Genomic DNA, 25,180 nt, shown 5'->3' on the forward strand with positions numbered 1-25,180 from the left:
GATAACTTTCCATCAAAATATTCTTTGCATGCTGCTAGCCTTATTTCTGTCGTATATTTGGACATAAAAATTTCCCCCTAAGTAGATTTGGTTATTTACCTTGTCTACTTAAGGGGAATCATATCATCCCCCAGTGCTACGCCGTTTATTTGTATATAGTGAAGAAAAGTACCATTGTTAAAAAGGAAGGGAAGCGTTATTTTTTTGTTGATACATGATCGAATAACTCCAAGTATCCATAACCATTTTTGCATAGACCACACCATTCTAATATAGAAGAAATGGCCGATATACGGCGTAATACAGATTCTCCTAGTGCTACACCATATGCATTGTATGCGACATAGCCTTCTACAGTATCTAATGTAAGACCCGGTTCACCTAATTTGGCTTTCATTGCATTTCCTTTTGATGATCTTCCATTACTCTTCTTTAATAACTCCATAACAGAATCGAAAGCTTTCCAGGTTAGAAGGCTTCCCTTTGGAAGATTAGAGGCATAGATACCACCTTCAAATTCTTCATAATATATGAAGAATGTCTTGTTATTGGATAGAGGAAGTGTGGCAATTCCTTTACATGCATTAAGTTTTTCCTTAATTCGTTTTGTGGCAATGCTTTCGTCCTTATAAATGGGTAAAGCATCAATTATAACTTCAATGGTGTCTCCGTTTGAACCAGATAAACCATAGCCTAATCGATCAAGTACTTGATCAAGTCGTTTCTTAGCTGCTGGGTAACTTAAGTCCATCAATTGCATTAATTCCTTTAGATTACCACGGCACTTTAGGTAGTTATCAATAAAATGCAAATCTTCATAATCTAGATAATTAAATTTGCTCATTGCAAAATTATTGGTTAACTCTAATCCGCAATGTTTACAGGTAAGTCGAGTTGCAATTAATTTTTCATGGCAAATGGGACAATGCCCTATGATTTCTGTGTGCTGCATAGAGATCCACCTTTCTTTTTTGTTTTTCTATATGATTCTCCGATAATCTCCTCAAAAGGTACGTTCCTTTGTATGGACAGAGGGAATGATCAGTAGTATATATTTAGTGGGGTTTACTTCGGTATTTACTATATATATGAATCTGGTATAAAGTTATATTTTTGCATAAAGTAGGGCATACTTAGATAATGAGCGCTTTTTATTGGAATATTGGGTAGATAAAGGTAGTAAATATAGGAATAAATACTGAAGAACATGCTATAAAATATTTATTCAAAAAAATAAAAAAATATAATTAGAAAGTGTTTCTTCTATATAATAAGAAGAATAGCACATTAGAAGAAAAATCACAAGGTAGTAATAATAAAATTAATACTATCTTAAATTAGTAAAATGAATAGCTTGAGTTAGTCAAAAAAAACACCTTGATTAAGGTGTTGACAAGTCTAAATATATATGCTAACATGAAAAATGCACTATTGTGGTGTCTTGTGCTTTAAGTCGAATATGTGTTGATTATAGCACATTCATATAAAAAATTCAAGGGGTGAAAACGTCAATGGATAAAAACAGAATACGTCCAATTAAAGTTGGTAACGGCATGAGAATGAGTTACTCAAAGCAAAAAGAAGTACTTGATATGCCTAATCTCATTGAAGTACAGAAAGACTCTTATAAGTGGTTCCTTGAAGAGGGGCTTTATGAAGTCTTTGATGACATCTCACCAATCGCAGATTACAGCGGACACTTAAGCTTAGAGTTCGTTGATTTTACATTATGCGAAGATGATGTTAAGTATTCAATAGAAGAGTGTAAGGTAAGAGATGCTACTTATGCTGCTCCACTAAAAGTAAAAGTCAGACTTCATAACAAAGAGAATGACGAAATTAACGAACATGATATTTTCATGGGTGATCTACCATTAATGACCGAAACAGGTACGTTCGTAATTAATGGTGCTGAACGTGTTATCGTAAGCCAGTTAGTACGTTCCCCTGGAATTTATTATGCTATCGGACATGATAAGATCGGTAAAGAATTATATTCTTGTACGGTTATCCCTAACAGGGGTGCATGGTTAGAATATGAAACAGATTCTAACGATGTTTTCTATGTTCGTGTAGATAGAAACAGAAAAGTACCAATTACTGTATTGATCCGTGCACTTGGATTTGGTACAAATCAAGAGATTCTTGATTTGTTTGGTGAAGAACCTAAGATCTTAGCAAGTATCACAAAAGATACTTCAGATAACTACCAAGATGGTCTTCTTGAATTATACAAGAAACTTCGTCCAGGTGAACCACTATCTGTAGAAAGTGCAGAAAGTTTGATCAACAGTATGTTCTTTGATGCAAGAAGATATGATCTTGCCAAAGTTGGTCGTTATAAATTCAATAAAAAATTAGCACTTAAGAATAGAATTACTGGTTTCACACTATCAGAAGATGTGGTGAATACAGAGACTGGCGAAGTAATCGCTGAAACAGGTACATTTGTATCAGAGGATCTTGCAATTGAAATCCAAAATGCTGGTGTTCCTTTTGTTTGGGTTCAAACAGAAGAGAGAAATGTAAAAGTTATCTCTAACTTAATGGTAGATCTAGCAGCTTATGTTGATGTAGATAAAGAAGAAGTCGGCATCACAGAAGATGTTTACTATCCAGTATTGAAAGCAATTCTTGAAGAAAACAAAACACAAGAAGATATCATTGTTGCAATTAAAAAGAATGTTAATGAATTAGTTCCAAAACATATCACAAAAGATGATATCATTGCTTCTATTAACTATAACATGCATCTTGAGCATGGACTTGGAACAGATGATGATATCGACCACTTAGGAAACAGAAGAATCAGAGCGGTTGGTGAGTTATTACAAAATCAATATCGTATTGGTTTATCTAGAATGGAACGTGTTGTTCGTGAAAGAATGACGACACAAGATTTAGAAGTAGTATCTCCACAATCCTTAATTAATATTAAACCAGTAACAGCTGCTGTCAAAGAATTCTTTGGTAGTTCTCAGTTGTCACAGTTCATGGATCAGAATAACCCTCTTTCTGAGTTGACTCATAAGAGACGTTTATCTGCATTAGGACCTGGTGGTTTATCAAGAGATAGAGCCGGATTCGAGGTTCGTGACGTTCACTATACGCATTATGGTAGAATGTGTCCGATCGAGACTCCTGAAGGTCCTAACATCGGTCTGATCAACTCATTAGCTTCTTATGCAAGAATTAATGAATATGGTTTTGTTGAAGCTCCATATCGTAAGGTTGACAAGACAGATCCTAAGAATCCAAGAGTAACAGATGATGTTGTTTATTTAACAGCTGATGAAGAAGATAAATTCGTAGTAGCACAAGCCAATGAAGAGTTAGATGAGAATGGTTACTTCGTACGTAGCAACATTTCTGGTCGTTATAGAGAAGAAACTTCTGAGTTCGAGAAATCAAAGATTGATTTGATGGACGTATCTCCAAAGATGGTATTCTCTGTGGCTACAGCCATGATTCCATTCTTACAAAACGATGATGCCAACCGTGCCTTGATGGGATCCAACATGCAACGTCAGGCAGTTCCACTATTAATTACAGAATCACCTGTAGTTGGTACTGGTATGGAAAGCAAAGCCGCAGTTGACTCTGGTAACTGTGTTGTTTCTAAGAAAGATGGTGTTGTTGAAAAATCAACAGCAACAGAAATTATTATTAAGAACGATGACAATACAAGAGACGTATACAAAGTTTCTAAATTCCTTCGTAGTAACCAAAGTAACTGTTTGAACCAAAGAACAGTTGTATTCAAAGGTGACCGTGTTCATGCAGGACAGGTTATCGCTGATGGACCTTCTATTTCCAAGGGAGAATTAGCACTTGGTAAGAACCCATTAATCGGTTTCATGACTTGGGAAGGTTACAATTACGAAGATGCTGTATTATTAAGTGAAAGATTAGTACAAGAAGATGTATATACTTCTATTCATATTGAAGAATATGAAGCAGAATCAAGAGATACAAAACTCGGACCTGAAGAAATCACAAGAGATGTACCAGGTGTTGGTGATGACGCATTAAAAGATCTTGATGAAAGAGGTATTATCCGTATTGGTGCAGAAGTACGTGCGGGAGATATCTTAGTTGGTAAAGTTACACCTAAGGGTGAAACAGAATTAACAGCAGAAGAAAGACTTCTACGTGCAATCTTCGGTGAAAAAGCAAGAGAAGTACGTGATACATCATTACGTGTACCTCATGGTGAATTTGGTATCATCGTTGATGCAAAAGTATTTACAAGAGAAAATGGTGACGAGTTATCACCAGGTGTTAATGAAACCGTTCGTGTTTACATTGCACAAAAGAGAAAGATTCAAGTAGGAGATAAGATGGCCGGTCGACATGGTAACAAGGGTGTTGTTTCCCGTGTATTACCAGTAGAAGATATGCCATTCTTACCAAACGGTCGTCCACTTGATATCGTTCTTAACCCTCTAGGCGTGCCTTCACGTATGAACATTGGACAGGTACTTGAAATCCATCTAAGTCTTGCTGCTACAGCACTTGGATTCAAGGTTTCTACTCCAGTATTCGATGGCGCCAACGAGTTTGATATCATGGATACATTAGAATTGGCAAATGACTATGTGAATACTCCATGGGAAGAATTCTATAACAAATACAAAGATACCCTTCACCCAGATACGATGGAATTCCTTGAAAACAATATGGATTATCGTAAAGAATGGGAAGGTGTTCCAATTAATAGAGATGGTAAGGTAAGACTTCGTGATGGTCGTACAGGAGAATACTTCGATGGCGCTGTTACAGTCGGTTTCATGCACTACTTGAAACTTCACCACTTGGTAGACGATAAGATCCATGCACGTTCTACTGGTCCTTACTCATTAGTAACACAACAGCCACTTGGTGGTAAAGCGCAGTTCGGTGGACAGAGATTTGGTGAGATGGAAGTTTGGGCACTGGAAGCTTACGGTGCTGCATACACATTACAGGAAATCTTAACTGTTAAATCCGATGATGTTGTAGGTCGTGTGAAGACTTATGAAGCAATCATTAAAGGCGACAATATATCAGAACCTGGTATTCCAGAGTCATTTAAGGTACTTCTTAAGGAATTACAATCACTTGCACTTGATGTTACTGTTCTTGATGAAAATGGAAATGAAATTCAGATGACAGAAAACATTGACTATGGTGAAGAAGACTTAACACCATTAATCGAAGGAGATGACAATTTCCGTTTCGATGAGGAGCCTTTCGCAGATGCAGGTTTTAGAGAACACACTGCAGATGAAGAAGAGGAAAGCGTATTCGATGGCTTTGATACAGAAGAAGACATTGAACTAAGCGGTGATGAGGAATTCGAAGATTAATAGTTACACACATCAGAACAAGCAAGTATGCTTGTTTTGGTGTGCATTAAGATAAATCTTGGTGCAAGAAGATTGCTACTGAGTAAGTATAGAAGAAATCAGTTGACATTGGGACGGAAATTTACTGAATGCAGTAAAGTCCTTACACAGATGAACGAAGGGAGTGCCAGATAAATGTCAGATGTAAGCAATGAAAATGTTTCAGAATTGACATACGATGCGATAAAAATCGGATTAGCTTCTCCAGAGAAGATCCTTGAGTGGTCTAGAGGAGAGGTAAAAAAACCTGAAACAATCAATTACAGAACATTAAAACCAGAAAAAGATGGTTTATTCTGTGAAAAGATATTTGGACCAAACAAAGACTGGGAATGTCATTGTGGTAAATATAAGAAGATCCGTTATAAAGGTGTAGTTTGTGACCGTTGTGGTGTTGAAGTAACAAAAGCAAGTGTACGTCGTGAAAGAATGGGACATATTGAACTTGCAGCTCCAGTATCACATATTTGGTATTTTAAAGGAATCCCAAGTAGAATGGGTCTTGTTCTTGACTTATCACCAAGAACACTTGAAAAAGTATTATACTTTGCTTCTTATATTGTATTGGATAAAGGGGATACCGATCTTCAATACAAACAAGTATTAAATGAAAAAGAATACAAAGAGGCATATGACAAATATGGTAGCCGTTTCCGTGTTGGAATGGGTGCTGAATCAATCAAAGAACTTCTTCAGGCAATTGACTTAGAGAAAGAGTCAAAAGAGTTGAAGAGAGGCTTAAAAGATTCAACAGGCCAAAAGAGAGCTAGAATTATTAAACGTTTAGAAGTTGTTGAAGCATTTAGAGAGTCTGGAAACAAACCAGAATGGATGATTCTTGATGCGGTTCCAGTTATTCCACCAGATTTAAGACCTATGGTTCAGCTTGATGGTGGACGTTTTGCAACTTCCGATATGAATGATCTATATAGAAGAATCATCAATAGAAATAACCGTCTTAAGAGATTATTAGAGCTTGGTGCACCTGACATTATTGTTCGTAATGAAAAGAGAATGTTACAGGAAGCAGTAGATGCTTTAATTGATAACGGTAGAAGAGGACGTCCAGTAACTGGTCCTGGTAACCGTGCACTTAAATCTCTTTCTGATATGTTAAAAGGTAAGCAAGGCCGTTTCCGTCAGAACTTACTTGGTAAACGTGTTGACTATTCAGGACGTTCCGTTATCGTAGTAGGACCAGAGTTAAAGATCTATCAATGTGGTCTTCCAAAAGAGATGGCAATCGAATTATTCAAACCTTTCGTAATGAAAGAATTAGTAGCAAGAGGAACTGCTCATAACATTAAATCTGCTAAGAAGATGGTAGAACGTCTTCAAACAGAAGTGTGGGATGTATTAGAAGAAGTAATCAAAGAACATCCAGTTATGTTGAACCGTGCTCCTACTCTTCATAGACTTGGAATTCAGGCGTTCGAGCCTATCCTAGTAGAAGGTAAAGCAATCAAACTACATCCATTGGTTTGTACAGCATTCAATGCCGATTTCGATGGTGACCAGATGGCTGTCCATCTTCCATTATCCGTAGAAGCACAAGCAGAATGTCGTTTCTTATTACTATCTCCAAACAACTTGTTGAAACCATCTGATGGTGGTCCAGTAGCCGTTCCTTCACAGGATATGGTTCTTGGTATCTACTATCTGACACAGGAGAGACCTGGAGATCGTGGTGAAGGACATTGCTTCAAGAGCATTAATGAAGCAATCTTAGCATATGAGAATAGTGTTATCACACTTCAAGCAAGAATCAAAGTTAGAAGAAAAGGTATTAATGCACAGGGACAAGAAGAGTTTAGAATGATTGAGTCTACATTAGGACGTTTCATCTTAAATGAAAGCTTGCCTCAAGATCTTGGATTCGTTGATCGTACCAAAGAAGAAAACTTCTTAAAACCAGAAGTTGATTTCCATGTTGGTAAGAAACAATTAAAACAAATCCTTGAAAAATGTATCAATACTCATGGCGCAACAAACACAGCGGAAACACTTGATGCAATCAAGGCATTGGGTTACAAATACTCAACTCGTGCTGCAATGACGGTTTCTATTTCCGATATGACAGTGCCTGCGAAGAAGAAACAAATTCTTGCCGATGCTGAAGCAACAGTAGAAGTAATTGCAAAGAACTTCCGTCGTGGTTTAATGACAGAAGAAGAACGTTATAAAGCAGTAATTGAAACTTGGAAAGAAGCCGATGATGAAATTACGGAAGCACTTCTTACCGGTCTTGATAAATACAACAACATCTTTATGATGGCTGACTCTGGTGCCCGTGGTTCTGACAAGCAGATCAAACAGCTTGCTGGTATGCGTGGTCTGATGGCAGATACATCAGGTAGAACAATCGAATTACCAATCAAGTCAAACTTCCGTGAAGGACTTGACGTTTTGGAATACTTCATCTCTGCGCATGGTGCTCGTAAAGGTCTTTCTGATACTGCACTTCGTACAGCCGATTCAGGTTACTTGACTCGTCGTCTTGTTGACGTATCACAAGATTTGATCATTCGTGAAGTGGATTGTTGTGAAGGTAAGGAAATCCCAGGTATGTGGATTAAAGCTTTTACAGATGGTCGTGAAATGATTGAAAGCTTGGAAGAAAGAATTACAGGTAGATTCTCTTGTGAAACAATCTGTGATGACAACGGTGATATGATCGTTAAAGCAAATCATATGATTACACCAAAACGTGCTGCTCGTATTGTGAAAAAACAAGAAATTGTTGATGCAGGTAACGATGCGAAATTAAAGATTCGTACAATCTTAACTTGTCGTTCTCACATTGGAGTATGTGCAAAATGTTACGGTGCAAACATGGCAACTGGTGAACCAGTACAAGTTGGTGAAGCAGTTGGTATCATAGCAGCACAGTCAATCGGTGAACCAGGTACACAGCTTACAATGCGTACATTCCATACAGGTGGTGTTGCCGGTGATGATATCACACAAGGTCTTCCTCGTGTTGAGGAACTTTTTGAAGCAAGAAAACCAAAGGGTCTTGCAATTATTGCTGAGTTCGGTGGAACAGTTACAATCAGTGATACGAAGAAAAAACGTGAAGTTATTGTTACAAACAGCGAAACTGGCGAATCCAAAGCTTATCTAATCCCTTATGGATCAAGAATTAAAGTTATGGAAGGTCAAGTTCTTGAAGCTGGTGATGAGTTAACAGAAGGTAGTGTTAACCCACATGATATCCTTAAGATTAAAGGTGTACGTGCCGTTCAAGATTATATGATTCAAGAAGTTCAACGTGTATATCGTTTACAAGGTGTTGAAATCAATGATAAGCATGTCGAAGTAATTGTACGTCAGATGTTGAAGAAGATTCGTATTGAAAACAATGGTGATTCTGAATTCTTACCAGGAACATTAGTGGATATCCTTGACTATGATGAAATCAATGAACAATTGGTTGCAGAAGGAAAAGAACCAGCAGATGGTAAACAAGTAATGCTTGGTATTACAAAAGCATCTCTTGCAACAAACTCCTTCTTGTCAGCAGCTTCCTTCCAGGAAACTACAAAAGTTCTTACGGAAGCAGCAATCAAAGGAAAGATTGACCCATTAATTGGTCTGAAAGAAAATGTTATCATCGGTAAGTTAATTCCAGCTGGTACTGGTATGAAGAGATATCGTTCTGTAAAACTGGATAGTGATGTATCCGAAGAATTAACATTATCAGATGATTTAGGAGAAGATGATATTATTTCAGCTAATGTAGATATGGATTTTGATCAAGATGCGGAACCAATCTTATTAGTAGACAATGATGAAGACTTTGATTTTCAATCAGATGATGAAGAATAAATAAGACAATATCATATAGCAACAATAGAAGCCTAGAGTGCAGAAAAGTCTGTTCTCTAGGCTTTGCTGCTATATAAATATAATAGGAGCCCTTCTACTTCCTGATTATATAAACCCTCCTAGGGAGGCGCACTCGTATATAAGGAAGATACCAGCTGAAGTTGACTGTTCTCCGCGCCATTTCTGTATGTTGTGCTAGAGCTGGAATGGAATACATGGCGGGTATTTGATTTCTTACAAGTACACATTAAGGAATGTTAGGAACATTAATATAGGAAGGCCATGGTTATACAATCCTAGTAATAAATGAAAGTAAATGTGCATAAAATAGTAGATAAGAATATGATTCGTTAAGAATATAAAACGGCATGTAGTAAAAGCTATTTGGCGTAAATTTTATGGAGGCATTTATTTAAGATATAGCAGTATAAAGTAACAAGCTACATAAAAATAAAGGATAGATATAAGATTGTGGTGATAAAAATGGAAGCTTGTTAGATAATCGGGGGAGGAATTAAGATATGGGTAAAAGAATAGTAAAGATTGCATTGTTCCTATTAACAATGCTTGCAATTTGTAGTATTATCCAACATAGCGTAGAAACACAAGTGGCACTAAGACCATTATTTATGTTATACTAAGGTCTTTCGTGCCACCTATATGTGTATATATATTCATGTATGACGCCCTATCAAATTTATATGAATCAACGGATCGGACTATTCATTTAAAGTTGTGTGATGTATCCAGTTTCCTTTTAGAATCCTTGGGATAGTGAGCAGTGTCTTCATCATTTCATCGCTACAGAGAATGATATAGACAAAAACAGGATTTAACTTTAGGACGCCTGCTACGAAGATGCCGACTCCCAATTTAATAACAAATAAGGTTAAGACATCAAGTGTGGTACAGTATATCGTATCTCCTGATCCACGAAGGATTCCCGCCATGGTAAGTATGGAAAATGCCTGAAAAAACAGAAGGTAAGCAGCACCAAACAGCATATTTTGAATCATGGAGGCTGTTTCTGGTGTACAGTTAATGAAGTTTGGAGCAATAGGTCGAAATGCAATAACGGCAACTGCGACGATGAATCCGAGCACAGCACTGACTTTAATCAAAACACGAGAGATTTCTAACGCTTCCTTTTCTTTTCCTTCTCCAATAATATTCCCCATAACAATACCGGTTCCAACTCCAAAACCAATTAGAATAATGCCTGCAAGCTGTTGTACTTGATTAATATAGCTGGATGCGGTTATGGCGCTTTTGCCAAGACGACCAATGATTGCAGCTTGGACAGAGATGCCGATTCCCCAACAAACTTCGCTTAATAATACAGGAATGCTGTAACGAACAAGCGTTGACCAATACTTCTTTGTATGGTGGAAAAGATCCTTTAATGTAAATCGTAATTTCCCTTCTCGTAGATACATATAGCAAACAGTTAAAACACTTTCTAGAATTCGGCTGATTAATGTAGCAGTGGCTGCTCCTTGAATTTCCAACCGCGGCATACCAAGATGACCAAAAATTAAAACCCAGTTTAGGAATACGTTTAGTATAAAAGAAATGCCATAAATACAAGCAGAGATATAGACATTTCCTGTACTGCGCATACTCATTAAGTAAATACCGGTAAAAGCAGAGAACATATAGGAAAATCCCACAATCCGTAGGTATTTTGCACCGTACTTGATGATTTCAGGTTCATTAGTAAAGATGGACATTGCTGTTTCTGGTTTTAAGAGAACAAAAAGCGAAACAAGTAAGCCAGCAAGTATACCAATACGAAGCATTAATCCTAAAATCGCTCGTATTGGTTTTAAATCTTGTTTTCCCCAATACTGTGCGGTTAGTACGATTGAGCCAGAAGCTAGGCCAAAAAGTACGGTTGTAAAGACGAAATAAGGCTGGTTGGCATAGGATATACCAGATAATTGTTCTTCACTAATACTTCCGATCATTAACGTATCTGTTACGCTGACTCCAACATTGATTAAATTTTGCAAGGCAATTGGTATAGCAAGCATTATGATACGCATTATATAGTGTCGTAGGGTAGCGGGAGAACAGGTGCTAGTTGCACGGTGTTCATTATGTAATTGTTTCATAAAGTAGTACCTCCAAGTAGCCCAGTTTGGGCGGGTTTATTTTTATTAGGGACATATTGTTTGAAACGATAAGTCCGCATAATAAGTAATTTTAAGTTTAAACAGTATTAATTTATGTTTCGTCGTATCTACTGTATATCATGGAAATGGATGACGTCAAGAAGAAAACAGAGCATATGTATTATTTCGTTTTCAGTGGTATACTACCTACAAGTATGATAATTTGTTACGAGTTGTGTAATCATAGGAATTTGACATTTTAATCATAATTGTTATATCATTTTGTATAGAGATGCACCGTATCGGTCAAAGTAATAATTTGCAGTGGGTCTATAGTACAAAAACAGTATAGGTTGAAAGGAGAACGGTAGGTTACATGAAGAAGTATATTGTAGCGTTGGATCAAGGGACAACAAGTTCCCGTTGTATCCTATTTGATAAGTGGGGGAATATCAAAAGCAAAGCGCAAAAGGAGTTTACACAGATTTATCCGAAAGCAGGTTGGGTTGAACATGATCCAATGGATATCTGGTCTTCCCAGATTAGTGTAATGACGGAAGCAATGATGAAGATTAATGCAAGAGCAGAAGATATTGCAGCAATTGGAATTACCAATCAAAGGGAGACAACCATTGTTTGGGATAAACATACGGGACAACCTGTGTATAATGCAATTGTATGGCAGTGTAGGAGAACATCCAACATGATCGATCAGATCGTGGAGGCTGGGCAGAACGAAATGATTCGCCAGAAGACAGGATTGATTCCAGATGCCTATTTTTCTGGAACAAAGATCAAATGGATTCTAGATCATGTGGAAGGTGCAAGAGAACGGGCAGAAAAAGGAGAACTTCTTTTTGGAACAGTGGATACTTGGTTGATTTGGAATCTTACACAGGGAAAAGTATTCGTAACAGACTATACCAATGCTTCCCGTACCATGTTATATAATATTAGAGAGTGCTGTTGGGATGACGAGATTCTTAAGCTATTAGATATTCCAAAATGTATGCTTCCAGAAGTCAAATCCTCCAGTGAAGTGTATGGAGAAACAACTTTGGATATCTTAGGGGGCAAAATTCCAATTGCAGGCGCAGCAGGTGATCAACAGGCTGCACTGTTTGGACAATGTTGCTTTACACAGGGTGAAGTAAAGAATACTTATGGAACAGGTTGCTTTCTATTAATGAATACAGGAGATAAAGCAGTAAACTCCCAAAATGGATTGTTAACAACGATAGCAGCAAGTAGACCCGGGGAGTTGGAATATGCACTGGAAGGAAGTGTATTCGTAGCAGGAGCAGCAATCCAATGGCTTCGTGATGAACTTGGATTAGTAGAGAATGCTGCAATGACAGAGAAACTTGCAATGGAAGTGCCAGATACCAATGGAGCGTATGTTGTACCTGCATTTACAGGACTTGGAGCACCATATTGGGATCAATATGCGAGAGGCGCCATTGTAGGATTGACTCGTGGAGTGAATAATAAACATATAGTTCGAGCGACTTTGGAATCCATTGCATATCAAGTACATGACATTGTTCGGGCAATGGAAAATGATGCAGGGATTACATTAAAGAGTCTTAAGGTCGATGGGGGAGCCAGTGCAAATAACTTCTTATTGCAGTATCAAGCGGATATCCTGAATACCACTGTATTGAGGCCAAATTGTATTGAAACAACAGCTTTAGGAGCTGCTTATCTAGCGGGACTTGCCGTTGGTTACTATGAATCAAAAGAGGAGATTCGTCAGAATTGGGCATTAGGAAAACAGTTTGAAGTCTCCATGACAGATGAAGAACGTTATGAACGAATTGATGGCTGGAAACATGCAGTAGGACAAGTTCGAACAAAATAGAGAAAAGACAGTTCAAATTGGGTATGGACTCTAATGACCAATTTAGAACTGTCTTTTTTCTTTAATCGCTTTTTGTATAATTCGACGCCACTTTTTTTTGCACACGAAAACAATCTGGCGCGACCATGTTAAAGTATTTTCTCAAGAACAAGCGCATCTCTTGTCTGATGGTTACTTAAGGTTGTTTGACTGCACTTTATCCTATGAAATCCAAGATGTTCCCAGAATGGAAGACTCTCTTCGTTTCCGTCAATACAAGCTAGTTGGATCTTCTTGATCTGGTTTTCTTTAGAAGCACGTTCAAAGACACGCATAAGATAGGAACCAATTCCCTTGCGTTTGTAGTCACCATGGATCATAAAAAAACCGATCCAGACACAGTCTAGCATATTGCTGTGCTCATAGTCATAACCTACCAGATAGTCCATCAATGCAATTAGATTAGTTCCTTCATAGATTCCAAAGTAGAACTTCTGCTTTATAGGAAAACCGTTGGGTACAGCTGTTAAGTCAGACAGACTTTCTTCCATTGTGATTGGGTGATCCTGAATCTGAGAAAAGTAATAAGGATTGGAGGTGTGGAGTGCATGGATATCCTCTTTTTGTCGATTGGTCAGACGAATGAGTCGGTATTCTGGCAGTAAAAGTTTGAAACCGTTGAATACATCAAACGGATCAAAGGAATCATCAAGTCCAAGGTCTTTTGGAGAAGGTTGTTTCTCTTCTTTAGTGTAATGTGAGCCATCTTTAGAACGACTAAGAAAACAGTTGTTATATAATTCTCTTCGTAGTGTACAGGCATCCGAATAGGTGTGCCATTGGTCGATCAATTCATTCATTTCCTTTTCTGTGTAAACCTTATTGTTTGAAATCTTTGAAGCAAGATAAAGGAGAGCCATCTTTTGTGTCTTTTTCTTTGCAGGGAATTGGGTTAGGCGTCCTTGTGCATCAAGAAAATTCTTGATTTCATATTGTAAGTTCATAAAGTCATCTCTTCCTTTCTTGAATTTGTAAATGGTTTTATGTGGTTAAAAAATAATGTGTGCTTACTGAAACGGTAATAGAAAGCCTATTAATATGTATCTTATGTACGGACTCCAATGCGATCTCTTCAAGAACAAACAATAATGGATTATAGTTTGTTATAGAACAAACAGATATAATGTTTGTTTATGATTATTATACAAAGTAGCATGATCAATGTCAAGAAACTATTTTCCATTTTGTTTTCAGCTATAGATACTGTCGATTGTTTAATTAGGAGTATAGTTAAGAAAATAATGAAACAATTATTAAAGAAAATAATAAAGAAAATAATAAAGAAAAAACTACATACATTGCGTAAATTTCCAATGTGCTAAGTTTGGGCGTAATAAATATAGAAAATAAAACGGATACACAATAAGTTACTCTATTGCGTATCCGTATGTGTTTTTATGAAGTTTAATATGGTTCTATTGTTCAAGTTCTTCAAGTAGGGAGCGAAGTACCTCTTCCACAGAGTGTGTTGTATATGGTGTGAGCGCCTTGATCTCTTCATTTGCTCCAGACATCGCATATCCATAACCGGCAGTGGTTAACATCTCGATGTCATTAAAATTATCACCAAAAGCCATGGTTTCTTTTGTTGATATATGCAAATGGTCACATAATGCTTGTAAAGCATTACCTTTGTTAGTTTGCGGATGCATAAAGTCAAGCCATTCAAAACCGGAAAAAGTAGCGCTAAGTTGGGAACTCCATTTATTCATAAAATAAGGGCCTGAATTTTTGGCAATTCCTATCTGCTCGAATGCAGATATTTTGTAAAATGGTTCTTTCACTTCATGAAAATCTTTTACCACCGTAACGTTATTATGTACAATGTGTTCTAAGAAATAAGCAAAAGCAGGATTCTTTGGTTGAACATACGAGGTGGACTGCCCAGAGAGAAGAATCTCGCAATCCCCTTTCTGGTATATGTCTTCCATGATCTGAAGCCCAAGTTCTCGGTCAATATTTGACTTAGATAGAATCGTATCCTGATATATAACCAAAGCACCATTTTCACATATATATGCAATCTTATCCTTCACAGGTTCGAATAGACGTTTAAGGTTTGGGTACTGTCGTCCACTTGCAGCAGCAAATAGGATTCCATGGTCTGCTAAACGTTCAATATATGTAATGATTTCATTGCCCAGACTTTGGGCGCCATTATGTAGTAGGGTACCATCTAGATCACTTGCAATTAATTTAATCGTCATATGTATTGTTTGCTATCACCTGCTATTATAAAGGTGATAGGGAACTCCTTTCCTGTATCATTAGCTAGTCGAATAAGGCAAATCCTAGTAGTATTCTGTATTTTATCATACATTCTTTCGGATTCCTAGTAGAACATAATTAGAATCCCTCTATTTTGTAAAATCAGCTGTAGTGTAGAATAAGAGCAGGAGAAGAATACTGTATGACAATTGTAACATTTATAAAATACTATATTGCAATGTAGAATAGTATGTGCTATTATATAGTCAATTCAAGATTAGATTATTCGAAGAAAGAAGGGAGGAAGAGAATGAATCCACAGTTTAAGAAGGGTGCGTTAGAGTTATGTGTATTGTCAAAATTGTTGGGAAATGATTGTTATGGATATGAATTAACAGAAGCCATATCAGAAAAAATGGTGATTGCGACAGGAACCCTATACTTGGTTTTAAAACGATTAAAGGACGAGAATTATGTAGAGACATATCTGGTAGAATCAGATGAGGGACCAGCAAGAAAATACTATCATCTCACAGAAAAAGGAATCACCTATCAAGGTGCATTAAAACAAGAATGGTTAGAATTTGTTCAGGCAGTTGATCATTTTATACAGGCATAAAATTGAGTATGTACCATTACCAATGAAGAGCGAGGCAACAAAGTCTTACAAAACTAAAATTAGAAAGGGAGTATAGAATAATGAATAAAGAGAGATATTTATCAGAAATCAAGAAGGCATTAGTAGATGCAAGTGTTGACCAGGGAATTATAGAAGAAGTAATAAGCGATTATGAAGAACATTTTCGTATGGGGATGAAGAACGGTAAAATAGAAGAAGAAATTTGCGAAGAGTTGGGATCCATAGAAGAAATTGTGGCGGAGATTCGTGGTATGGAAGGCAATAACAAACCAAATGAGAAGAAAGAAGAAAAGTATTCTTTAGTTGCAGAGGAATTGCAGAATGAACAGAAACAACAAGAAGCGGGAAATACTTCTATGGGAAATGCTCCATTTACAAAGGTTCAAGTAGAAGGTGTTTGTGCAGATGTCCAAGTGTTCCACGGACCAGAGTTTCAAGTAAACTATATGAATAATGGAAGCGAAAAGGATAAATTGGCATATCAATTCTATCATTATCAAGAGGGAGACACCATGTATGTTGGAGTAAAAGAGAATTTTACGAAGATGTTGTTCCGCATCTTCCATACAACAAACATTCGTCTGGATATACAAATGCCTGATTTTGTAGAAGATTTGAAAGTAAAATTAGTAAGTGGTGATTGTCGTCTTGAGGGAGTACAATTACAAAAACTTGCTGTCAATACTGCAAGTGGAGACATTACGATGAACCAAGTATCCGCAATTGATGGAGAAATTCATTCTAGCAGTGGAGATCTACGAGTGGATAGCAGTAGGATTAGTCACCTTTATGCAAAATCCAGCAGTGGAGATGTAACTGCTATGTATGTAACAGGTAATGTACTTCGTTGTAACAGCAGCAGTGGTGATTTGGGAATCGATGGCGGTACGATTGATAGAATAGAAGCACATACAAGCAGCGGAGATGTGAAATGCTCTGCTTTAGCAAAAGATTACTTTATGAAGAGTGTAAGTGGAGATGTGGTGATTCATATGATGGGCGATGGGCAGGCAACCTTTGAGTCGGTAAGTGGAGATGTTGAAATCCTATTGAACAACCAGAAAAATGGATTTATCTTAAATGCGAATACAGTATCTGGTGATGTGAACTTGAATTATGGTGGTATGTATCAATCTGATTGCAAGAGTGGACATTACACATTTGGAAACCAAGGTGCGACAATTAATGCAAAGACGGTTTCTGGTGACATTGATTTGAAAGGATAAAGAAAATAGAACCTAAGAAAATAGGTTGACGAATTATGTATAATAGAGTATGATAAATTAGTAAAAAGAAAACAAACATATTATTATTTCTCTTATTCAGAGTGACGGAGAGTAAAGGCTCTATGAAGTCACGGCAACCCCAAAATTGGAAGGTGCCAACCTGAGCGAGTAAAATCGAACAATAAGAGGATTTGATGAATATAGAATCAAGTCCACTTATGTGGACTTTTTTTATGTCATTTAGTAACTGTTTAGAGTTAACATATAGTGTTTCCTAGATTAACTCTAAAGGGTTCATTATTTAAGACAGGATAAATGGAATGTTGTATGGACATGCTAATGTACAAGCCAATATTTCAAAACACGTATATAGAAGACATAAAGAAAGTGTACAACGAATGGGAATAATAATTATACAAATGGGTCCCTGGGTATGAGAAATCATACAACAAGGATAACAGGAAGGATCGAGAGAATGGAAAAATTATTATTTACTTCAGAATCGGTTACAGAAGGACATCCAGACAAAATCTGTGACCAAATTTCAGACGCAGTTTTAGATGCGTTATTAGCACAAGACCCAATGAGCCGTGTTGCTTGTGAAACTGCTATTACAACAGGTCTTGTATTAGTTATGGGTGAGGTTACAACACAAGGATATGTAGATATTCAAAAAATCGTACGTGATACGATTCGTGAAATCGGTTATGATGCATCAGAAAAAGGCTTTGATGCCAATACTTGTGGTGTAATCGTTGCATTAGATGAGCAATCTTCTGATATTGCCATGGGTGTAAATCGTGCATTAGAAGCAAAAGAAAACAAGATGTCAGATGAAGAGATCGAGGCAATTGGTGCTGGTGATCAAGGTATGATGTTTGGATATGCGACAAATGAAACAGAAGAATATATGCCATATCCTATCTACTTGGCACAAAAATTAGCTCGTCAGTTAACAAAAGTAAGAAAAGACGGTACCTTACCTTACCTTCGTCCAGATGGTAAGACACAAGTAACGGTCGAATATGATGAGGCTGGAAAACCAATTCATTTGAATGCCGTTGTATGCTCTACACAACATGCAGCAGAAGTATCACAGGAACAGATTCACGAAGATATCAAAAAATATGTATTTGATCCAATCTTACCAAAAGAATTAGTTGATGAGAGAACAAACTTCTTTATCAATCCAACAGGACGTTTCGTTATCGGTGGACCAAACGGAGACAGTGGATTAACAGGACGTAAGATCATCGTAGATACTTACGGTGGATATGCACGTCACGGCGGTGGTGCATTCTCAGGAAAAGACTGTACAAAGGTTGACCGTTCTGCAGCATATGCAGCACGTTACGTTGCAAAGAATATCGTTGCAGCAGGACTTGCAAGTCGTTGTGAAATCCAATTATCTTATGCAATTGGTGTTGCACAACCAACATCTGTAATGGTTGATACATTCGGAACAGGTAAGATCAAAGATGATGAGTTAGTGAATATCATTCGTGATAATTTTGATCTTCGCCCAGCTGGAATTATTAAGATGCTTGACTTAAGAAGACCAATCTACAAACAAACAGCAGCTTATGGACACTTTGGACGTAATGATCTGAACCTTCCATGGGAAAGACTTGATAAGGTTGATGTATTAAAGAAGTATCTATAGGATTTTAATTATGAATGAGGTTTGTCTATATTGATCGACGAAATGATACGTGCATCAATAAGAAAAGCTCATTTTATATAAAAACGTTCACAAATTTGTTTCTATGAAATTTGTGAACGTTTTTTGTTTGCGAAACAATGGATGCTGTTTTAGAAAAAGTTAAGAAACATACGAAAGAGTTTATGTGTAAAACAAGAAGCACTATGGTATAATGAACATATAAATGACCATGAATCGTTAAGTAAACATTTGCTTTGTAGGTTTCTCGGAAAATGCAAGTAATCAGCGTGCAGAAGTGAAACGTGTAGCATTCAAATGAATAAGATAGAAGAAAGAAGGTGAGAAGATGAAGCTGCGATTAAGACTGGCAATCGCATTCATTACGATTATTTCACTTCCACTTATCATGATATTTTCAGTAGGAACAGTGATCATTAATAATCAGATTATATCCATTCAACAGACCTATGATGTGGATTCGAATACGATCCAAGTAATCACCAATCCCATGCAGTTGTTGAACCGAGTGACAAGAGGCGTATACAATGAGATTAAGCTGTGTGCATTAAAAGAGCCACAGAAATTAGAAGATATGAATTATGTCAAAAGGCTTAATTCAGAATTGGTAGGGAAATATTCATTTATTGTTGTACGAAAAGGGGACGAGATCCAATACACCGGTGACCGAATGAAATTAAACAGGATCAGTGAAGAACTACCCAAATTTGCGGATTATACCATCAGTACAGATGGTGGAATCTATCTGGGTGGGGCATATCCATGTTTAGTGAAGCAGCAGGATTTCTATTATCAAGATGGAACGGAAGGAAGTATATTCGTTATTACTGATGTGAACAAGCTGATTCCGCAGCTGGAATCTTCCATCATTCAATGTTTGGTTGCATTTATCTTGATTATATTTCTTACTGCAATTATACTGACGTTCTGGATCTATCGAAGCGTTCTTCGTCCACTTCGAACCTTACAGGTAGCTACGAATAAGATAAAGTGTGGGAATCTTGACTTCTCTGTGAAAGCTGAAAAGAATGATGAGATTGGTGCACTATGTGAGGATTTTGAAGAGATGCGTATTCGAATCAAGGAGTTGATTGAAGTTCGAATGCAATATGAACAGGACACCAAAGAATTGATCAGTAATATATCCCATGATTTAAAGACGCCACTAACGGCTATTAAGGGATACGCGGAAGGAATTATGGATGGGGTAGCGGATACACCTGAGAAACAGGAAAAATATCTGAAGACCATTTATACAAAGGCAGTGGATATGACATCATTGGTCGATGAACTTTCTTTCTATTCAAAGATTGACTGCAATACCATACCTTATAATTTTGCAAAGATTTATGTGGATCAATATTTTACTGATTGTATTGAGGAATTTAGTTTGGATCTGGAAGTGAAGAATATTGATGTGGCGTATTTTAATTATGCAGATGATAATGTGCGAATGATTGCAGATCCGGAACAATTGAAGAGAGTAGTCAATAATATAATCGGTAATTCTGTTAAATATATGGATAAAAAGAAAGGAATCATCAATGTTCGTATCAATGATCTTGGTAATTTTGTCCGAATTGAGGTAGAGGATAATGGACAAGGAATTGCTGAGAAGGATGTAAGCAGCATCTTTGATCGATTCTATCGCACCGATGTTTCAAGAAATTCTTCCAAAGGAGGAACGGGTCTTGGGCTTGCTATTGCCAAGAAGATTATTGAAGACCATGGTGGAACTATATGGGCAGGTAGCAAAGAGTTTGTTGGAACGACAGTTTATTTTACATTAAAGAAAGTGGAAGAAGATGTGGAAGGGGTTCAAGATCTTCCAGAAGTCGGTGATAATCTAAAATCAAAAAGCCGGCGGGTAGGAGAGGGAAAATACCGCTTCTTCTTCCTACCAGCAAGGGACAAGTCAGGCACAACGAAAAATGAGGGTGAAAAATCCCTAGAAGAGAAACATGGCAATAGTAAACCAGAAGGTGGTAAGACAGAAAAGAAAGAAAATGTTCCACCAAAGGGAAAGAATAAAAAGGCAGATAACATAAATGAGATCGGAGGGGTTAAAGAATGAGTAAGATATTAATAGTAGAAGATGAACTTGCAATCGCCGAATTGGAAAAAGATTATCTAGAATTAAGTGGTTTCACAGTAGATATAGAGTCACAGGGAGATACAGGGGCGCAAAGAGCCCTGTCAGAAAACTACGATTTGATTATATTAGATTTGATGTTACCTAATATGGATGGATTTGAAATCTGTAAGAAAGTAAGAGAAGAAAAGAATATTCCGGTAATCATGGTTTCTGCAAAGAAGGATGATATTGATAAGATTCGGGGGCTAGGACTGGGAGCTGACGATTATATGACAAAACCATTTAGTCCGAGTGAATTAGTGGCAAGAGTGAAGGCGCATTTGGCTCGCTATACCAGACTCATTGGTACTGGTATGAAGGAGAATGAGATCATTCAAATTCGGGGAATTAAGATTGATAAGACAGCCAGACGTGTATACGTGAACGGAGAGGAGAAGATCTTTACAACGAAAGAATTCGATCTATTAACGTTCTTGGCACAAAACCCAAATCATGTGTATACGAAGGAAGAATTATTCCAGGAAATCTGGGATATGGAATCCATTGGAGATATCGCTACTGTAACGGTACACATTAAGAAGATAAGAGAGAAGATCGAGATCAATACATCGAAACCACAGTATATTGAAACAATCTGGGGCGTAGGATATCGATTTAAGGTGTAGAGAGGTGCAGATGAGTAGCATGAGAAGTAACATTATATATGAAGATAATCATCTGTTGGTTTGTGAAAAACCAGTGGGAATGTTGGTACAAAGTGATCGGTCTATGAGTATAGATATGGTAAATGAGTTAAAGAATTATCTTTATGAAAAGCAATTGAAAGAGAAGCCAGGGGATTCCAAAGAACCCTACATTGGTTTGATAAATCGATTAGACCGTCCAGTTGGAGGTATTCTTGTATTTGCAAAGACAGGACAAGTTGCAAGGGCATTAAGTGAACAAGTACAAGCAGAACAACCTCAAAAAGATACAGAGAAAAAACAGACACAAGGGAAAAATCGGATCTCGAAGATGCAAAAGAAGTACTATGCTGTTGTAGATGGCGATTTGTCAACACAGTTGGGCTGTGAACCAGTTAAACTCCAGAATTATTTGATAAAAGATGCAAAAACCAATACTTCACGGATAACAACAGAAAATGATAAGAATGGGAAGCGTGCAATACTCACCTATCAGGTACGAAAGGTAGGGGTAGATGAGATGGGGTACCCCGTATCCTTGGTGGAAGTGGAATTAAAAACAGGACGTCATCATCAAATCCGTGTGCAGATGGCTGCAAACCATATGCCACTCTGGGGAGACACAAAGTATAATACGAGTTTCATAAAGAGACAGAAGGAATATCCAAGTTTGAAATGGGCAAATGTGGGACTCTACTCGTATTCCCTTACCTTTCAACATCCAATAACCAAAAAGGAATTGCATTTTACTAAAACACCAAAAGAAGGAATTTTTCAAGTGTTCTCTGTATAATATTCAACCAAATGCCAATACTATATCGGTAAATATCGCTATAGGAAGAATCAATTGTATGACAGGAATGTCAGACAAGTCATGAGTCAGAGGTGTTATGGTGGAGATGGAGAAGACAGGATCAAAAGTAAAAACCGCATTACTAATAGTAGGAACGACCATAGCAGTGTATCTATTCTTTCGGTACGCGCTGTTTATGTTTGTTCCTTTTATATTGGCATATTTTTTTACAAAATTGCTTCGCCCGATTGTGAATTGGATCTATGATAAAATAAAAATGCTTCGTATGATCAGCACAACAATTTTACTGTTATTGCTTGTAGTCCTTTTGGGTACGGTAATCTTTTTTCTTGGTAAAAAGTTGGTGGAGCAAATTAGCCGCCTGGTCATCAATTTTCCCTCATATCAGCAAAGTATACTGAACACTTTTCAGAAGATGTCTGGATTCTGTGATAAGATGTTTGGTTTGGATCACGGCCAGGCGTATGCATTCCTTATGGAACGAAGCAACACTATCATCTCCAACATGCAAGATAAGATGGTACCAGCAATTACGCAACAATCCATTAACATTGTTTCAATAACGGTGAAAATTCTTGCGAAGGTAGGAATTATCTTCATCGCTGTATTGATGATGATGAAAGATTATGATTCGTATAAGGAGACATATGAAAAGTCGCGTTTCTATGAAGATATTCATAAAGTGACGGGAAAATTATCAGAGACGGGGATTGCCTATATTAAAACCCAGGCAATTATTATGCTCATTACGGCAACCATTATGACCTGTGGATTGTTTCTTATGAAAAATAATTATGCGTTGTTGCTTGGAGTCCTAATTTCGTTTTTAGATGCCTTTCCTGCTATAGGTTGTGGACTTGTACTAATTCCATGGGCAATTATTGAACTTTTTTCAAAAAATGTTGTTCATGCGGCAATCTTAATTACAATTTATTTAATTTGTGAACTGACAAGGCAATTTCTAGAACCCAAACTTCTAGGGGACAGGATTGGGATCAAACCTGTGTTTACTTTAATGGCAATGTTAGTTGGTGTGGAACTTTTTGGTGTGCTAGGATTCTTACTTGGACCATTAGGTTTAGTTATTATATTAGCGGTGGTAAAGGCTTATGAAAGCTAGAATACAGAAAAATACAAAAACATTGTAAATTTTAATTATCATCCCTTGACAACTATAAAACTTTGAATTATACTCATCTAGTGTGCATTTTACTGAATGTAACATTGCACCATAAAAGCTGATGAAAACAGCAACCACAGAAAAAACATCATTACCGCAGGAGGTGAAAAGAATGCCAACTTTTAATCAATTGGTAAGAAAAGGAAGACAGACTGTAGAAAAGAAATCAACTTCTCCAGCACTTCAAAAAGGTTTCAACTCATTAAACAAGAAAGCTACTAATACTTCATCACCACAAAAAAGAGGTGTTTGTACAGCAGTTAGAACAGCAACTCCTAAAAAGCCTAACTCAGCGCTTAGAAAGATTGCCAGAGTTCGTTTATCTAACGGAATCGAAGTAACTAGCTATATCCCAGGTGAAGGCCACAACTTACAAGAGCATAGTGTTGTTCTTATCAGAGGTGGTAGAGTAAAAGATTTACCAGGTACTAGATACCATATCGTTAGAGGTACACTTGATACTGCAGGTGTAGCGAAGAGAAGACAAGCTCGTTCTAAGTATGGAGCTAAGAGACCAAAAGACGCTAAATAAGAATCATAAGTAACCACATTTTCGCAATTTTCTGATTCAAGAAGTGCCGGGTTAATGAGTTTATTCCTGTAGGTTGCAGGTAACTATATATTAAGCTGGTCACGAACACAGAAAAACAATTGCATTATAATTGTAATTGACACAATATGTGAGTACCGATGAATTAACAAGTGTATTGATCAGTGAAACTGGTCAGCACGTATTAAGGAGGGAAGCACCGTGCCACGTAAAGGACATATTCAAAAAAGAGACGTATTAGCAGATCCATTATACAATAACAAGGTTGTAACGAAGCTTATCAATAACATCATGTTAGACGGTAAGAAAGGTGTTGCACAAAAAATCGTATACGGAGCCTTTAATCGAGTAGCAGAAAAGACTGAAAAAGATGCTGTTGAAGTATTCGAAGAAGCTATGAACAACATCATGCCAGTGCTTGAAGTTAAAGCAAGACGTATCGGTGGAGCAACTTACCAGGTACCAATCGAAGTTAGACCAGACAGAAGACAGGCTTTAGCTCTTCGTTGGATCACATTGTATTCTCGTAATAGAGGAGAAAAGACAATGGAAGAAAGATTAGCAGCTGAAATTCTTGATGCAGCTAATAATACTGGAGCATCTGTTAAGAAAAAAGAAGATATGCACAAAATGGCAGAAGCAAACAAAGCGTTTGCACACTACAGATGGTAAGAATGATTGCATAATTGCATATTGTTTTATCGAACTGTTTATGCCGATAAAAATGAAAATAACCTCTTATGCAACTCGTTGTATAAGAGGTTATATATAAACGTGTAATACCGCGCTTCGCGGTAAAAAGTATGAAAAGGTGTAATATTATGTTACCCAAAAGGTTACAGTTGACCAAGCGAAGCAGATAGGAATATCTTCT

15 protein-coding genes, 1 pseudogene and 1 riboswitch are annotated in these 25,180 nt (G+C 37.1%); of the genes and pseudogenes, 12 read left to right on the forward strand and 4 right to left on the reverse strand.

The features are described from left to right. Nucleotides 1–196: 196 nt before the first annotated feature. Nucleotides 197–952 carry a DUF2089 domain-containing protein gene (locus tag HBB17_RS12210; RefSeq protein ID WP_167957784.1) on the reverse strand — a complete coding sequence of 252 codons (756 nt, stop codon included), beginning with the start codon at nucleotides 950–952 and terminating at the stop codon, nucleotides 197–199. A 559-nt stretch (nucleotides 953–1,511) separates the two neighbouring features. On the opposite strand from HBB17_RS12210, the gene rpoB reads away from it, so the two are divergent. Beyond that, nucleotides 1,512–5,348 carry a DNA-directed RNA polymerase subunit beta gene (gene rpoB, locus HBB17_RS12215; RefSeq protein WP_167957785.1) on the forward strand — a complete coding sequence of 1,279 codons (3,837 nt, stop codon included), beginning with the start codon at nucleotides 1,512–1,514 and terminating at the stop codon, nucleotides 5,346–5,348. A 174-nt stretch (nucleotides 5,349–5,522) separates the two neighbouring features. Beyond that, complete coding sequence (rpoC, locus tag HBB17_RS12220) at nucleotides 5,523–9,215, forward strand: DNA-directed RNA polymerase subunit beta' (protein WP_167957786.1); 3,693 nt, start codon at nucleotides 5,523–5,525, stop codon at nucleotides 9,213–9,215. Between the two features lie 719 nt (nucleotides 9,216–9,934). Here rpoC and HBB17_RS12225 read toward each other — a convergent pair. After that, nucleotides 9,935–11,329, reverse strand: coding sequence for an MATE family efflux transporter (locus HBB17_RS12225; RefSeq protein WP_167957787.1), 1,395 nt, complete (start codon nucleotides 11,327–11,329; stop codon nucleotides 9,935–9,937). Between the two features lie 376 nt (nucleotides 11,330–11,705). Here HBB17_RS12225 and glpK point away from each other — a divergent pair, with 376 nt between their 5' ends. After that, nucleotides 11,706–13,190 carry a glycerol kinase GlpK gene (gene glpK, locus HBB17_RS12230; RefSeq protein ID WP_167957788.1) on the forward strand — a complete coding sequence of 495 codons (1,485 nt, stop codon included), beginning with the start codon at nucleotides 11,706–11,708 and terminating at the stop codon, nucleotides 13,188–13,190. Nucleotides 13,191–13,318: 128 nt separating this feature from the next. On the opposite strand, the gene HBB17_RS12235 is transcribed toward glpK, so the two are convergent. Both HBB17_RS12235 and HBB17_RS12240 read right to left on the reverse strand, forming a co-directional pair. After that, nucleotides 13,319–14,173 carry a GNAT family N-acetyltransferase gene (locus tag HBB17_RS12235; protein ID WP_167957789.1) on the reverse strand — a complete coding sequence of 285 codons (855 nt, stop codon included), beginning with the start codon at nucleotides 14,171–14,173 and terminating at the stop codon, nucleotides 13,319–13,321. Nucleotides 14,174–14,644: 471 nt separating this feature from the next. Continuing rightward, nucleotides 14,645–15,436 (reverse strand): HAD family hydrolase, encoded by a 792-nt coding sequence (locus tag HBB17_RS12240; protein ID WP_167957790.1) that lies wholly within the window; start codon nucleotides 15,434–15,436, stop codon nucleotides 14,645–14,647. 311 nt (nucleotides 15,437–15,747) lie between these two features. Here HBB17_RS12240 and HBB17_RS12245 point away from each other — a divergent pair, with 311 nt between their 5' ends. From HBB17_RS12245 to rpsG, 9 genes and pseudogenes are all read left to right on the forward strand, one after another. Beyond that, nucleotides 15,748–16,056 carry a PadR family transcriptional regulator gene (locus HBB17_RS12245; protein ID WP_167957791.1) on the forward strand — a complete coding sequence of 103 codons (309 nt, stop codon included), beginning with the start codon at nucleotides 15,748–15,750 and terminating at the stop codon, nucleotides 16,054–16,056. Nucleotides 16,057–16,136: 80 nt separating this feature from the next. After that, nucleotides 16,137–17,303, forward strand: a complete 1,167-nt coding sequence (locus HBB17_RS12250; protein WP_167957792.1) for a DUF4097 family beta strand repeat-containing protein — start codon at nucleotides 16,137–16,139, stop codon at nucleotides 17,301–17,303. 89 nt (nucleotides 17,304–17,392) lie between these two features. Continuing rightward, a riboswitch (SAM riboswitch) is annotated at nucleotides 17,393–17,491 on the forward strand. Between the two features lie 287 nt (nucleotides 17,492–17,778). Further along, nucleotides 17,779–18,966 carry a methionine adenosyltransferase gene (metK, locus tag HBB17_RS12255; RefSeq protein ID WP_167957793.1) on the forward strand — a complete coding sequence of 396 codons (1,188 nt, stop codon included), beginning with the start codon at nucleotides 17,779–17,781 and terminating at the stop codon, nucleotides 18,964–18,966. Between the two features lie 346 nt (nucleotides 18,967–19,312). Beyond that, nucleotides 19,313–20,809, forward strand: a pseudogene (locus tag HBB17_RS12260) (ATP-binding protein); the annotation flags it as partial. Between the two features lie 245 nt (nucleotides 20,810–21,054). Further along, a complete protein-coding gene (locus HBB17_RS12265) occupies nucleotides 21,055–21,744 on the forward strand; it encodes a response regulator transcription factor (RefSeq protein ID WP_167957795.1) in 690 nt (229 codons plus the stop codon). Between the two features lie 10 nt (nucleotides 21,745–21,754). Then, entirely contained in the window at nucleotides 21,755–22,555 is an 801-nt protein-coding gene (locus tag HBB17_RS12270) for an RluA family pseudouridine synthase (RefSeq protein ID WP_167957796.1), read from the forward strand. Between the two features lie 106 nt (nucleotides 22,556–22,661). Further along, nucleotides 22,662–23,696 (forward strand): sporulation integral membrane protein YtvI, encoded by a 1,035-nt coding sequence (gene ytvI, locus HBB17_RS12275; protein ID WP_167957797.1) that lies wholly within the window; start codon nucleotides 22,662–22,664, stop codon nucleotides 23,694–23,696. 172 nt (nucleotides 23,697–23,868) lie between these two features. Beyond that, nucleotides 23,869–24,288, forward strand: coding sequence for a 30S ribosomal protein S12 (gene rpsL, locus HBB17_RS12280; RefSeq protein WP_167957798.1), 420 nt, complete (start codon nucleotides 23,869–23,871; stop codon nucleotides 24,286–24,288). A 219-nt stretch (nucleotides 24,289–24,507) separates the two neighbouring features. Continuing rightward, on the forward strand, nucleotides 24,508–24,978 hold the full coding sequence (gene rpsG / locus HBB17_RS12285; RefSeq protein ID WP_207717348.1) for a 30S ribosomal protein S7: 471 nt from the start codon (nucleotides 24,508–24,510) through the stop codon (nucleotides 24,976–24,978). The last annotated feature ends 202 nt before the right edge of the window (nucleotides 24,979–25,180 follow it).

The organism is Anaerosporobacter faecicola (assembly GCF_012070565.1).
GTDB lineage: Bacteria > Bacillota > Clostridia > Lachnospirales > Lachnospiraceae > Anaerosporobacter > Anaerosporobacter faecicola.

Bases quoted from the DNA above. Each gene is read 5' to 3' on its own strand.
- HBB17_RS12210 (WP_167957784.1), bottom strand. From the start codon at position 952: ATGCAGCACACAGAAATCATAGGGCATTGTCCCATTTGCCATGAAAAA.
- rpoB (WP_167957785.1), top strand. From the start codon at position 1,512: ATGGATAAAAACAGAATACGTCCAATTAAAGTTGGTAACGGCATGAGA.
- rpoC (WP_167957786.1), top strand. From the start codon at position 5,523: ATGTCAGATGTAAGCAATGAAAATGTTTCAGAATTGACATACGATGCG.
- HBB17_RS12225 (WP_167957787.1), bottom strand. From the start codon at position 11,329: ATGAAACAATTACATAATGAACACCGTGCAACTAGCACCTGTTCTCCC.
- glpK (WP_167957788.1), top strand. From the start codon at position 11,706: ATGAAGAAGTATATTGTAGCGTTGGATCAAGGGACAACAAGTTCCCGT.
- HBB17_RS12235 (WP_167957789.1), bottom strand. From the start codon at position 14,173: ATGAACTTACAATATGAAATCAAGAATTTTCTTGATGCACAAGGACGC.
- HBB17_RS12240 (WP_167957790.1), bottom strand. From the start codon at position 15,436: ATGACGATTAAATTAATTGCAAGTGATCTAGATGGTACCCTACTACAT.
- HBB17_RS12245 (WP_167957791.1), top strand. From the start codon at position 15,748: ATGAATCCACAGTTTAAGAAGGGTGCGTTAGAGTTATGTGTATTGTCA.
- HBB17_RS12250 (WP_167957792.1), top strand. From the start codon at position 16,137: ATGAATAAAGAGAGATATTTATCAGAAATCAAGAAGGCATTAGTAGAT.
- metK (WP_167957793.1), top strand. From the start codon at position 17,779: ATGGAAAAATTATTATTTACTTCAGAATCGGTTACAGAAGGACATCCA.
- HBB17_RS12265 (WP_167957795.1), top strand. From the start codon at position 21,055: ATGAGTAAGATATTAATAGTAGAAGATGAACTTGCAATCGCCGAATTG.
- HBB17_RS12270 (WP_167957796.1), top strand. From the start codon at position 21,755: ATGAGTAGCATGAGAAGTAACATTATATATGAAGATAATCATCTGTTG.
- ytvI (WP_167957797.1), top strand. From the start codon at position 22,662: ATGGAGAAGACAGGATCAAAAGTAAAAACCGCATTACTAATAGTAGGA.
- rpsL (WP_167957798.1), top strand. From the start codon at position 23,869: ATGCCAACTTTTAATCAATTGGTAAGAAAAGGAAGACAGACTGTAGAA.